11 protein-coding genes are annotated in these 12,686 nt (G+C 61.7%); 8 read left to right on the top strand and 3 right to left on the bottom strand.

Going from position 1 to position 12,686, the window contains the following annotated elements; translation table 11 throughout:
- The first annotated feature begins 44 nt into the window (after positions 1 to 44).
- Genes ACKUUH_RS09830 through ACKUUH_RS09810 form a run of 5 tightly spaced genes read left to right on the top strand, consistent with a single transcriptional unit; the run spans position 45 to position 7,236 of the window.
- Entirely contained in the window at positions 45 to 1,229 is a 1,185-nt protein-coding gene (locus tag ACKUUH_RS09830) for an efflux RND transporter periplasmic adaptor subunit (protein WP_407949732.1), read from the top strand.
- 50 nt (positions 1,230 to 1,279) lie between these two features.
- Positions 1,280 to 4,417 (top strand): efflux RND transporter permease subunit, encoded by a 3,138-nt coding sequence (locus tag ACKUUH_RS09825; RefSeq protein WP_407949731.1) that lies wholly within the window; start codon positions 1,280 to 1,282, stop codon positions 4,415 to 4,417.
- On the top strand, positions 4,414 to 5,880 hold the full coding sequence (locus ACKUUH_RS09820; RefSeq protein WP_407949730.1) for an efflux transporter outer membrane subunit: 1,467 nt from the start codon (positions 4,414 to 4,416) through the stop codon (positions 5,878 to 5,880). The genes ACKUUH_RS09825 and ACKUUH_RS09820 overlap by 4 nt, the downstream gene beginning before the upstream one ends.
- Before the next feature lie 5 nt (positions 5,881 to 5,885).
- Positions 5,886 to 6,557 (top strand): TetR/AcrR family transcriptional regulator, encoded by a 672-nt coding sequence (locus ACKUUH_RS09815; protein WP_407949729.1) that lies wholly within the window; start codon positions 5,886 to 5,888, stop codon positions 6,555 to 6,557.
- Between the two features lie 52 nt (positions 6,558 to 6,609).
- Positions 6,610 to 7,236 (top strand): TetR/AcrR family transcriptional regulator, encoded by a 627-nt coding sequence (locus tag ACKUUH_RS09810; protein ID WP_407949728.1) that lies wholly within the window; start codon positions 6,610 to 6,612, stop codon positions 7,234 to 7,236.
- Positions 7,237 to 7,246: 10 nt separating this feature from the next.
- On the opposite strand, the gene ACKUUH_RS09805 is transcribed toward ACKUUH_RS09810, so the two are convergent.
- Entirely contained in the window at positions 7,247 to 7,903 is a 657-nt protein-coding gene (locus ACKUUH_RS09805) for a class II aldolase/adducin family protein (protein WP_407949727.1), read from the bottom strand.
- 1 nt (position 7,904) lies between these two features.
- Positions 7,905 to 8,804, bottom strand: a complete 900-nt coding sequence (locus ACKUUH_RS09800; RefSeq protein ID WP_407949726.1) for a carbohydrate kinase family protein — start codon at positions 8,802 to 8,804, stop codon at positions 7,905 to 7,907.
- A gap of 92 nt (positions 8,805 to 8,896) precedes the next feature.
- On the opposite strand from ACKUUH_RS09800, the gene ACKUUH_RS09795 reads away from it, so the two are divergent.
- Both ACKUUH_RS09795 and ACKUUH_RS09790 read left to right on the top strand, forming a co-directional pair.
- Entirely contained in the window at positions 8,897 to 10,132 is a 1,236-nt protein-coding gene (locus tag ACKUUH_RS09795; protein ID WP_407949725.1) for an aminotransferase class III-fold pyridoxal phosphate-dependent enzyme, read from the top strand.
- 10 nt (positions 10,133 to 10,142) lie between these two features.
- The gene (locus ACKUUH_RS09790; RefSeq protein WP_407949724.1) at positions 10,143 to 10,970 is read left to right on the top strand and encodes an SDR family NAD(P)-dependent oxidoreductase; all 828 of its coding nucleotides are present in this window, start codon (positions 10,143 to 10,145) and stop codon (positions 10,968 to 10,970) included.
- A gap of 445 nt (positions 10,971 to 11,415) precedes the next feature.
- Here ACKUUH_RS09790 and ACKUUH_RS09785 read toward each other — a convergent pair whose 3' ends face one another.
- On the bottom strand, positions 11,416 to 12,000 hold the full coding sequence (locus ACKUUH_RS09785; RefSeq protein WP_407949723.1) for a TetR/AcrR family transcriptional regulator: 585 nt from the start codon (positions 11,998 to 12,000) through the stop codon (positions 11,416 to 11,418).
- Between the two features lie 150 nt (positions 12,001 to 12,150).
- Between ACKUUH_RS09785 and ACKUUH_RS09780 the strand changes: the two genes are divergently transcribed.
- Positions 12,151 to 12,666 (top strand): sigma-70 family RNA polymerase sigma factor, encoded by a 516-nt coding sequence (locus tag ACKUUH_RS09780; RefSeq protein ID WP_407949722.1) that lies wholly within the window; start codon positions 12,151 to 12,153, stop codon positions 12,664 to 12,666.
- Positions 12,667 to 12,686 lie beyond the last annotated feature (20 nt).

Genomic DNA, 12,686 nt, shown 5'->3' with positions numbered 1-12,686 from the left:
GCGCACCGGGACGGTTACATCTCGTGAGTACGACAGGAGCCAAGATGCGTGGCGAAGTGGTTGTGAGGTTTGCGGCCTTCCTTTTGGCGGCGGCGGTGCTGAGCGGGTGCGACGACGGCGGAGAGCAAGGCGGCCCACCGCCGGCGGAAGTCAGCGTCGTGACGGTGAAGCCGGAGCGGCTGGAAGTGACGACGGAGCTTTCCGGGCGCACATCGGCCTATCGCGTGGCGGAGATACGTCCCCAGGTGAACGGCATCGTCCAGAAGCGGCTCTTCGAAGAGGGCACGAAGGTCGAGGAAGGGCAGCAGCTCTACCAGATCGACCCGGCGCTCTATCAGGCGAACTTCGATGCGGCGAAGGCCGCGCTCGCCAAGGCAGCGGCGAATGAAAAGGCCGAAAGGGCCCGCGCGGCGCGATACAAGGAACTTGTCGCCGTGAATGCGGTGAGCAAGCAGGACTACGACGACGTCATGGCCGCGCTCGCGCAGAGTTCGGCGGATGTCGCAACCGCGAAGGCCAATCTCGATACCGCCGAAACCAATCTTGCCTACACAAAAGTCTTTGCTCCGATTTCCGGCATCATTGGCCGCTCCTCGGTGACGGAAGGCGCGCTGGTCACGGCAAATCAGGCGACGGAACTCGCCACCGTGACGCAGCTTGATCCCATTTACGTCGATCTCACCCAATCCGCGGCGGACCTGCTCAGGATGAAACGGGCGATGGCCGAGGGCCGCATCCAGGGTGCGAAGGACGGCAAAGCGCCTGTGACGCTGAAGCTCGAGGGCAGCGAAGAGCAATATGGCGGTACCGGCGAGCTCCAGTTCTCCGGCGTCACCGTCGCGCCGGACACGAGCATGGTTCAGTTGCGTGCGATCTTCCCCAACCCCAATGCCGAGCTTCTGCCCGGTCTCTTCGTGAGGGCCATCGTGAAGCAAGGCGTGCTCGAGAGCGCGATCCTCATTCCACAGCAGGGCGTATCGCGGACGCCGGATGGACAGGCGCAGGTCTGGCTCGTCGGTGAGGACGGCAAGGTGATGCAGAAATCCGTCACCGCGCTGCGTGCCATCGGCGACAAGTGGCTCATAACCGAAGGCCTTGTGGCGGGCGACCGTGTCGTGGTCGCGGGCGTGCAGAAGCTGCGGCCGGGCACCGAAGTCCATGCGGTTGAAGCCGGTGAAGACGCGCAACAACCCGCCGGCGCACCGCAGCAGCAGGGCGGGAAGCCCTGAGGCACAGGCGGCAGAGGCGCGATTCAGGTTCAATGAGGCATTAGTTCAACATGGCGAATTTCTTTATCGACCGTCCCGTCTTCGCCTGGGTCATTGCCATCGTCATCATGCTGGCGGGCACTCTTTCGATCATGCAGTTGCCGATCGAGCAGTATCCGCCGATCGCGCCGACCTCTGTGACCGTTACCGGAACCTATCCGGGTGCATCCGCGCGAACGGTCGAAAACACCGTGACGCAGGTCATCGAACAGAAGATGAATGGCATCGACTATCTGCGCTACATGTCGTCGACCAGCGACTCTTCCGGCTCGGGCACGGTGACCCTCACATTCGAACCTGAGGCCGATCCGGACATTGCGCAGGTGCAGGTACAGAACAAGCTGCAATCGGCTCTGCCTCTGTTGCCGCAAGAAGTGCAGCAGCAGGGTGTGACGGTCGCGAAATCCGCCAGAAACTTCCTCATGGTTATTGCGTTCATTTCGGCGGACGGCCGAACCAACGAAACCGAGATTGCCGACTACGTCGCATCGCACATCCAGGATCCGATAAGCCGCGTGAATGGCGTGGGCGAGATTCAGCGTTTCGGGCCGCAGCACGCCATGCGTATCTGGATCGATCCGCAAAAATTGCAGAGCTACGGAATTTCGATATCGGACATTACCGCGGCAATAAGCGCGCAGAACGCAGAAGTATCGGCTGGACAGCTCGGCGCCCGCCCGGCGGTGGGAGGTCAGCAGCTCAACGCCACTGTGACGGCGCAGACGCGCCTTGAAACGCCGGCTCAGTTCGAAAACATCCTGCTCCGGGTCAATGAGGATGGATCGCAGGTGCGTCTCAAGGACGTGGCCCGTGTCGAACTCGGCTCCGAAAACTATCAGAACATCGGACGCTATAATGGCGATCCGGCGTCGGGCATTGCCATCCGGCTCGCATCCGGGGCGAACGCGCTGGACACGGCGGAGGCGGTTCGCGCGAAGATTGCCGAACTCGAACCCTTCTTTCCCGAGGGGTTGAAGGCGGTCTTTCCCTACGACACGACCCCCTTCGTCCGTCTTTCGATCAATGAAGTGATCAAGACGCTCGCGGAAGCGATCGTGCTCGTCATTCTCGTGATGTATCTGTTCCTCCAGAACGTCCGGGCGACGTTCATCCCCGCCATCGCCGTCCCCGTCGTCCTTCTCGGCACGTTCGGCATCCTTTCGGCATTCGGCTTCACGATCAACACACTCACCATGTTCGGCATGGTGCTGGCTATCGGCCTCCTCGTGGACGACGCGATCGTGGTGGTTGAAAACGTCGAGCGCGTCATGAGCGAGGAGGGATTGTCGCCGCGGGAAGCGACCAGAAAGTCGATGGGCCAGATCACCGGCGCGCTCGTCGGCATCGGCCTGGTGCTGAGCGCCGTTCTTGTTCCGATGGCCTTTTTTTCCGGTTCGACGGGCGCGATCTATCGGCAATTCTCGCTGACCATCGTATCGGCCATGGCGCTATCGGTGATTGTCGCACTGGTTCTGACACCCGCGCTCTGTGCGACGATTCTGAAGCCGGTAAAGAACCACGGCGAGGAGAAACGAGGTTTCTTCGGCTGGTTCAACCGCATGTTCGACCGGGGCGGGCGCTCATACGATACGGGTGTGCGCCGCTTTCTCGCCGGCCCGGTACGTTATATGGCTATCTATGCCGTTATCGTCGCCGTTCTCGGCGCGCTGTTCCTGCGCCTCCCGACATCCTTTCTGCCGGACGAGGACCAGGGCTTCATGATGACCCTGGTCACGGCGCCGGCGGGAGCGTCGGCGGAGCGCACACGCGAGTCCATGAAGCTCGTGGAGGATTACCTCCTGAATCGGGAGAAGGATTCCGTGCAGGGCCTGTTTTCTGTCGTGGGATTCAACTTCGCCGGCGCGGGCCAGAATTCGGCGATGGCCTTCATCAACCTGAAGCCTTTCGACGAACGCGGAACCGACGAGACAAGCGCCTTCAGCGTCGCGCAGCGTGCCATGGCATATTTCAGCACCATGAAGGATGCGATGGCGTTCGCCATCATTCCGCCAGCGATCACGGAACTGGGCACCGCTTCGGGGTTCGACATGCAACTCATCGACCGGGCGGGGATCGGCCATGAGAAGCTCATGCAGGCGCGCAACCAGCTTCTCGGCCTCGCGGCGCAAAATCCGAAGCTCGTGGGCGTGCGTCCGAATGGACTGGACGACATGCCCGAGTTCCGCGTCGATGTGGATCAGGAGAAGGCGGCGGCGCTCGGTCTCGCTCTTTCCGACATCAACAATACACTGTCGGCAGCCTGGGGTTCGAGCTACGTCAACGACTTCATCGACCAGGGACGCGTCAAGAAAGTCTACCTCCAGGCCGACGCCCCTTTCCGGATGCTGCCGGAGGACGTCTACAGGCTTCATGTGCGCAATGCGAATGGCGAGATGGTGCCTTTTTCCGCCTTCGCGACCACGCATTGGACGTATGGATCGCCGCGCCTCGAGCGCTTCAACGGTTCGTCCTCGCGCCAAATCCAGGGCGCGGCCGCGCCGGGCGTGAGTTCCGGCGACGCAATGACCGAGATGGAAAAGATCATGGCGCAATTGCCGGAAGGCGTCGGCTATGAGTGGACGGGATTGTCCTATGAGGAACGTCAGGCGGGCGCGCAGGCGCCGGCTCTCTACGCGCTTTCGCTTTTGTTCGTGTTCCTCTGCCTGGCCGCGCTCTACGAGAGCTGGTCTATCCCGGTGTCGGTGATGCTGGTCGTGCCTCTCGGTGTTCTCGGCGCGGTGCTTGCTGCGACCCTGACCGGGCTTTCCAACGACGTCTACTTTCAGGTCGGGCTGCTCGTCACGATCGGTCTCGCCGCGAAGAACGCCATCCTGATCGTCGAATTCGCGAAATCTCTCTACGAAGAGGGCGAAAATCTGATGGAAGCAACAATGCGCGCGGCCCGCTTGCGCCTTCGGCCGATCATCATGACCTCGCTTGCCTTCACGCTCGGCGTGCTGCCGCTGGCAATTGCGTCGGGGCCCGGATCGGGCAGCCAGAATGCCATCGGCATCGGCGTCATGGGGGGCATGATCTCGGCGACGGTCCTCGCCATCTTCTTCGTGCCGCTCTTCTTCGTCGTGGTGCAGCGCTTCTTCCCGAAGCGGGCTGTCGCGGCGTCCATGCCCGAGACGGAAACCGACCGATGACCAGGTTCATTCCATCTGCTGCCCTTTCGTTTCTTCTCCTCGGCGGTTGCACCCTGGCGCCGGACTATGAGCGGCCGGCCGCGCCTGTGCCGCTCAACTGGCCGGCGGGAGCCGCCTATGGAGATGTGGAAGCCGCCGCGAAGAGCGGCGTCGAGGTCGCGGATCTCGGCTGGCAGGATTTCTTTCTGTCGGACGCGATGCGGAGCTTGATCGCGCAGGCGTTGGCGAACAATCGCGACCTGCGCGAAGCGGTGCTCAATGTCGAACAGGCGCGCGCGCTCTATCGCGTACAGCGCGCCGATCTGCTGCCCAGCATCAGCGGCGACGCGACCATGGCGCGCGAGCGCGTGCCGGGCGATTTGTCGGGAACGGGGCAGGCGCAAACCGGCACGAGCTATGGCGTGCAGGCGAACGTCGCCGCTTACGAACTCGATCTCTTCGGCCGCGTGCGCAGTCTCAACGAGCAGGCCCTGCAGGAGTATTTCGCGACGGACGAGGCGCGCCGTGCTGCGCAGATTTCCCTTATCTCGGAAGTAGCCAACGCATATCTGACGCTCAAGGCCGACCAGCGACTGCTGAAGCTCACCGAGGAAACGCTGGTGGCGCAGGAGCGCTCCTTCGACCTCGTGAAGATGACCTATGAGCGCGGCGTGTCGTCGAAGCTCGATCTCGCACAGGCGCAAACCGCCGTCGAGACGGCGCGGGTGAACCGTTTCGCTTACATTCGCCAGGTCGCGCAGGACCGCAATGCCTTGACGCTTCTTGTCGGCGCGCCTGTCGACGATGCGATGCTGGACGGCGCACAGGACATCGAGAGTTTCGTCGCGGACCTGCCACCGGGACTGCCGTCGGACCTGCTGACGAACCGGCCCGACATAAGGCAGGCCGAGCACTCGCTGCGTGGTGCCAACGCGAATATCGGAGCGGCGCGGGCAGCCTTCTTTCCCAGTATCACGTTGACCGCTGCGGGCGGCACGACGAGCAGTTCGCTGTCCGGTCTGTTCGATCCCGGTTCCGGCGCCTGGAGCTTCATGCCGCAGATCAGCATTCCGATTTTCGAGGGCGGGCGGAACATTGCCAATCTCGAAGTGGCGGAGATAGAGAAGGACATCAATGTCGCTCTCTATGAGAAGAGCATTCAGACGGCCTTCCGCGAAGTGGCGGATGCTCTGGCGGGACAGGGCACCTATGGCAGCCAGGTGGATGCGCAGAATGCGCTGGTGGAGGCGACAGCCGAGAGCTACACGCTTGCGGAGCGCAGATATCGCAGCGGGATCGACAGCTATCTCACCGTTCTCGATGCGCAGCGTTCCCTTTACGCAGCGGAACAGGAGCTTATTCGTACCCGGCTTGCGCAAGTGAGCAATACGGTCACTCTGTACAAGGTTCTGGGCGGAGGCGGCCTCGAACGAAGGGTGGACCAGGGCGTCTCGACGACCCCGGCCGCCGAAAACGGGGGGTGAGAACGGTGATACAGGAACGGAGGGGCAAGGAGCCGTCGCGCCGCGAGAAGAGACGACTGGCAATTCTCGATGCCGCGCGTGAGGTTTTCTTACAACAAGGCTATGGGGCTACCAGCCTCAACGACATCGTCAGCGTATCGGGCGGGTCGCTTGCAACGCTCTACGATCTCTTCGACGGAAAGGCCGGTCTCTTTCGCGAGACGATCGAGCAGGAGTGTCAGAATTTCTTCGGTGTGCTCGACTCGGAAGATATAGACGCACTACCGCTCCGCGAGGCGCTGCGCCTTGTCGCCAGGCAGTTCTTCGACGGCGTGATCCAGCAGCCGAAAATGTCGCTACTCCGCATCGTCGTTGCCGAGGCGCCGCAATTCCCGGAAGTCGGCGCCACCTTCTATAGTGCCGGCCCGCAAAGGGGCCGCGAATTGGTCTCGACCTACCTCGAGAAACAGTCGCGACGCGGCCTGCTCAAGGTCGACGATTCGATGCGCGCGGCGGATGTCTTCATCGCACTTGTGCTCGGTGAGTATCAAATGAAGATGCTTTGCGGCGAAGAAGTGAAACTGACACCGGAAGAGGTGGATCGGCATCTCGACTACACGCTCGACTTGTTCCTGAAGATCTACGGCGCTGAAAATCCGGAATTGGCGGCGCAAGATGCCAATGCCTGCGGTGTTTGAGCGGAACCGAGACCGCTTTGTTCAATCCAGCATGATCGCGTAGGCTGGCGGCATGAGCACAAAGAAGAACGCCGTTTCCGAGAAACCGGTTGTCGAGCCTCGCCAGAGCAGATCGAAGGCTACCTATCGCAGTTTGCTGGCTGCCGCTCAGAAAATTCTGGTCGAAGAAGGGCTGGAAGGCCTGAACTCCAACGCGATTGTGGAGCGGGCCGGTTTGACCGCGCCTGCTTTCTACCGCTACTTCGAAGACAAGCACGCGATGCTTGCAGCGTTGGGCAGGAACCTGATGAATGCCCAGAACGCCGTGCTGGAGACCGCGCTGGCGGACGTCGCGGAGCTGCCCGGCGCGCTCGTTGATCAGACGAGGGCGCTGCTGTGGCGCACGCTCAAGGTGACGGAAGCCTTCGAGGGCGGCTACGCGCTGATGGTATCGCTCCGTGCCATCCCCGCGCTGCGGTCGATCCGCCTCGAGTCTCACAGTCATGTCGCACGGATCATGGCCGAGAGATATCTGGAGGCCAATCCTCATATTCCCCGTGACGAAGCCTATGACCGCTGCCGGCTGGCAAACGAAATTGGTTACGCCTGCGTTGAAATGCTTCTGGAAACGGACGAATGCGATCGTGCGCGGGTCGTCGACCGGACCGCGAAGGCGATAGACGCGGTCCTGTTCGGATAAGCGGCGCCGGCTATTCGGGCGTTACCGGCTTTTGGCCATAAGTGAGAAACGCACCGAACACCGCTTCCATCTGTTCGTCGGAGAGAAGGGTGGGGCCGCCGATGGCGAGCGTGCCGTAGTAAAACGACGCCTGCACCTCAACCTCGCGTGCGATCATGAGCGCTTCGGCGAGCGTGCGCCCGAGTGCGATCTGACCATGATTGGCCATGAGGCAGGCACGGCGGCCCTCCAGCGTGGCGATGACGGCGCTGGCGAGTTCCTCCGAGCCGAACAACGCGTAAGGCGCCACGCGAATGTCGGGACCGCCACTCACTGCCGTCATGTAGTGGAGCGGAGGGATCGGCTTGTTCGCGCAGGCAAGCGTCGTGGCGTATTGCGAGTGGCAATGCACCACGGCGTTGATGTCGGGCCGTCCCGAGAGAAGCCCTGCATGCATGCGCCATTCGCTTGTCGGCCTCACATCGCCGCTATAGGCGCCGGACAGGTCGATCTTCACCATGTGGTCGGGCGTCAACTGTACCGCCGGGATGCCCGACGGGGTGACGAGGAAATGCTCGCCGAATCGCACCGAGGCATTGCCCGCCGTTCCGTGATTGAGGCCCGAGGCGTCCATCTCCCGCATCACGGTTACGAGGCCCTGGCGAAGTTTGTCTTCATTCACGATCATGTCAGGCAACTTTCCTTTTGAGTGTGCCGAGCGTTCCAAGTCCCTTTGCAACCTCGGCCGCGGTATCGGTGGCAATGTCCATCGCATCGCGGAACGAAAGCCCTTGCGAGAGACCGCTGATGAACCCTGCGCAATAGCTGTCGCCGCAGCTGGTCGTATCGACCGGGGTGATCGACTTTGCCGGAACCTCGAAGATTTCGCCATTGCTCCGGCCGATGCTGCCCGCACCGCCGCGCTTGATAATGCAGGATGCCGCGCCCATGCCGGTGAATATTTCGAGCGCATTTTCCACGGGCACATCGCCCAGCAGAACGCGCACCTCTGCTTCGCTCGGCATGAAGCAATCGACATAGGGCAGCAAGGCGCGCAGGGTCTCGATGGTCTGCGGCTGCGGAGCGATGAGATCGCAGGTGACATAGGTGCCGCCAGCGCGGATGCTTGCAACCGCGGCAAGGGCTTCCGGCGACGACAGGTTCGGAAATCCGACGCCGCCAAAGTGGAAGAAGCGCGATCCACGCGCCGTCTCGATGGCGGCAGGGCTCATGGCGGTCAATAGGCTCGCACCCAGCATATGAAAGACGGGGCGCTCGCCGTCGGACCGGATGGTCAGTACGCTGGTCGATGTCGGCAGCTCGCCGAGGCGCGCGATCTGTTCGCAGTCGATGCCGGCCCGCTTCAGGAGTTGCAGCACGATATCGCCATTTACATCCTGGCCGACAGCCGAGATCACCGCCGTGTCGAGCCCGAGCGTCGCCGCCACCATCGCCGTTCCCGAGGCGGTGCCTGCAGGGGCGAGCGCGATTTCCTCGACAAGCGTCGGCTGCTGCGCGTCGGGCAGGGCATCCACCGGCCGAACCAGTATGTCGAGCGTGGTCAGTCCCACGCATGTCAGATCGCGCATATTCCTCTCCCTGGGAACTCGTAAAGAAGCCTTGCATCGGGCCTCCGATCAATATAATAGTAATTACTATTGTTTCGCAAGCGGAGACGGCAATGAGCGGGAAGATCGACGAGGCTTTGAAGGCGAGGGCTGCCAGGGTCATTCCGGGCGGCATGTACGGTCATCAGTCGGTCGCGCTTCTGCCGCCGCATGCGCCGCAGTTTTTTGTACGGGCGAAAGGGGCCTATCTCTGGGATGCGGACGGCCAGCGCTATATCGACTTCATGTGCGGCTACGGCCCCAATCTGTTCGGTTACTGCAATCCCGAGATCGATGCGGCCTATGCAAGGCAAATGGCCGAGATCGACGTGGCGACGGGACCGACGCCCCGAATGGTGGAGCTTGCCGAAGCCTTCACCGGCATGGTGACACACGCCGATTGGGCGATGTTCTGCAAGAACGGCACGGACGCATCCAGCATGGCGTTGCTGACGGCACGCGCCTACCGGGGCCGCAAGAAGGTGCTGATGGCGAGCGGCGCCTATCATGGCGCCGCGCCCTGGTGCACGCCCATTCCCGCGGGCACCGTGGAAGACGACCGCGCCCATTTCATCTATTATCAGTACAATGACGTAGGCAGCCTGGAACACGCGGTGGCGCTGGCGGGCGACGATCTTGCCGCGATCTTCGCTTCGCCCTTCAAGCACGACGTATTCGTCGATCAGGAGCTTCCCGATCCGGCCTATGCCCGCCGCGCGCGTGAATTGTGCGACGAGAAGGATGCGCTCCTTCTCGTCGACGACATCCGGGCGGGGTTCCGGATCGAACGGGATTGCAGCTGGACGCATCTCGGCGTCGCGCCGGACCTTTCGACCTGGGGCAAGGCAATCGCGAACGGCCATCCTATTTCGGCGCTTCTCGGCAATGACCGGGCGAAGGAAGCCGCGTCGAAAATCTATGTGACCGGCTCCTTCTGGTTCGCGGGCGCCGCGATGGCGGCATCGCTCGAAACGCTGCGCCTCATCCGCGAGATGGATTACCTGGAACGCACGATTGCGCTGGGCGATCGGTTGCGCACCGGGCTTGCCGCAATCGCGCAGGCGCGTGGCGTCAATCTCAGCCAGACCGGACCGTCGCAGATGCCACTGATCATGATTGCGGACGACGAAGGGCATTGCGATTTCGAGAGCAGCTCCGCCTTTGCCGGCGGAATGATGGCAGGCGGCGCCTATTTCCACCCCTTCCACAACATGTTCATCGGCGCCGCCATGACCGAGGCGGATATCGATCGCACACTGGAGATCGCAGACAGCGTTGTGAGAAAGTTTTCCCCATCGGTCAAAGCCTGAAAGGCAGACAGTGACACACAAGCAAACTTATACGGACAAAGTCGTTCTCCTCGCGGGCGCGTCGTCCGGCATCGGCCGGGTTCTGGCCATGAAGATGGCGGAGGAGGGGGCCAAGCTGATCGTGACGGCGCGCCGTCGCGAAAAGCTGGAGAGGCTGGCTGAAGAAATCGAAAAGCGCGGCGGCCAATGTCTCGCGCTCGCAGCCGATGCCGAAGACGCGGACGCCGCCGCGCAGGTGGTCGCACGCGCCGTCGAAACATTCGGCCGCATCGATCTCGCGGTACTCAATGTCGGCGGCGCCCCCGCGCTCGACATGCACGAGATGAACGCACGTGACGTCACGGCCTATATGCGGTCGAACTACGACACGATCGTGAACTACCTGTTTCCCGTGATCGACCAGATGATCGCGCAAAAGGGCGGCGTCATTGCGCACACGAACTCGCTTGCCGGGTTCCTCGGCGTGCCGCTGCAGGGCCCTTATTCGGCCGCCAAGGGCGCGCTGCGGCTGCTCGTCGACACATGCCGCGTCGAATTTGCCGATGACGGGATCGAGTTTGTCTCGATCTATCCCGGCTTCATCGCAACCGAAGCGACGGTGGGAGACGGCATGCCTGCCCCGTTCGAACTTTCCGAGGAGGAAGCGGCCGCCCGCATACTCAAGGCAATCCGTGCCGGCCGCTGGGATTACGCGTTCCCGTTCCCGACGAGCTTCCTTGCGAAGCTTGGAGCCGTCCTCCCGAAGCGGATAGCCGTTTCAATTCTGGGAAGGGATTTTCGCACACAACGGGCCAGGTTGGTCTCGATGGGGGACACTGGAATCCCCCGAGCAAGCTGACGATGCATATGATGCCTGAGAGGTAGGCGGAATTTTCCTGTGCCTGTAAGCGCATTAGGAGATACAACGGCGTAAACTTGGCCGCTTGAATACTCCCGAGGTCCGGGGACGCCTTTGAATACGCCGAAAAACAAAATCTCCATCGCGCCCATGATGGATTTGAGCGATTTGTCTTTGATGACGGGCGTTTAGAGGATGGCATGTGCGCAGTGTGTGCACGAAAAGAATCGGAAGCAGTCTGGCTTGCGAGCATTCACCGATACGCGATAGGCAACCAACAGCCGCCAGTCAGCGGCAGGCCTGCGTTTGGGGTGGCAATTCCAGGAAGTCGTGCAGAAAGACGGCCTCACCTCAATCCGTATCCAAACCTCGTTGAGCGCCTGCGCGGCGTGGTGCACTAGATACACGTACAGCGCTTTGGAGGAACCCGGCGGTCATACCGGGATCAATCCTCGCTTGTTAGCTGATCGAGCACGGTTTGGATTGCGGTGCGCGCGACCGGACGCCCGAACTCGCTCTTGCCGAGGGACAAGACGCCATGGGCGAGCGCCAGCAAGGTTCTCGCCGCGTCCACCGTTGCGACGCCTGGAGCCACTTCGCCTCTCGACTTGGCTTCGTCCACCGCGCGTCTCAGGCTCCGCTCCACGAGGCGAAAATGCCTGTCGACGATCCGGCTCACATCGGCGTCCCGTCCCGAAATCTCGACAAGTGAATTCATCATGAGGCAGCCGCGGCGTCTGGCCACCCGCGGACCGTCTACCATCCTCGTCAGGAACTTCCGGATACCGTCGAGCCCGCCCGGATCCTGCAGCAAGGCGAGATTACCGGCCTTCATGTTCTGCGAATAAGTTTCGAGACACTGAAGGAACAGCGCCTTCTTGTCTCCGAAGGTCTCGTAGATGCTGAACCGGTTGATGCCCATCCGCTTTTCGAGTGCGGATATGGAAGTCGCATCGTAACCCAACTCCCAAAAAAGAGCCTGCGCGCTTTCAAGGGCGATTTCGGGCTGGAATGATTTTCGGCGTGGCACGGTGCTTGTTCCTAAACGATCGGTAAGATATTACTATTTGTCGGACAAAGAGGGCAAGAGATACCGGAAATCCGGCAATTACCCAAAACAGGCGGAGCTCCAGGCGGAGTCATGGAAACCGGGACCGAAAGCGTTTCCCTTGAAAGCCTGATGCAGGCGGCGCAGGCCGGCGATGGAACGGCCTATGAGCATCTCCTGAGATCGGTCGTACCTGTGCTTCGGCGTCAGGCGCGAGCGAAATGGATCGGATCGATCGACCCGGAGGATCTGGTTCAGGACGTGCTCCTCTCGTTGCATTCCGTCAGACACACCTACGATCCGGCGCGGCCGTTTCTTCCGTGGTTAAGTGCCATTTTTCGCCGGCGGCTGGTCGATCTCCAGCGGCGGCACATCAGAAAAGCGAAAAACGAAGTCACAACGGACACGCTGCCTGAAACATTTTCCGCGGATGAAACGAACTGGCTTGAAGACGGGCAGGGCGACCCGGACCTGCTGAAGAGCGCTATCGCATCGCTCCCGGCGGGGCAGCGAAAGGCAATCGAACTTCTGAAGATCCAGGAATTGTCCCTGAAGGAAGCGGCGGAGCGGACCGGAATGTCCATTTCCGCCCTCAAGGTGGCGGTTCACCGGGGCATGAAGTCCCTGAAACAAACGCTGGGAGCCTGACCCGCATGAACGGAATTGGA

Origin of the sequence: Parvibaculum sp., from assembly GCF_045863935.1 — a bacterium.
Lineage (GTDB): Bacteria > Pseudomonadota > Alphaproteobacteria > Parvibaculales > Parvibaculaceae > Parvibaculum.
Note: the sequence above shows the minus strand (reverse complement) of the source record. Positions and strands in the feature narration are given on the sequence as shown.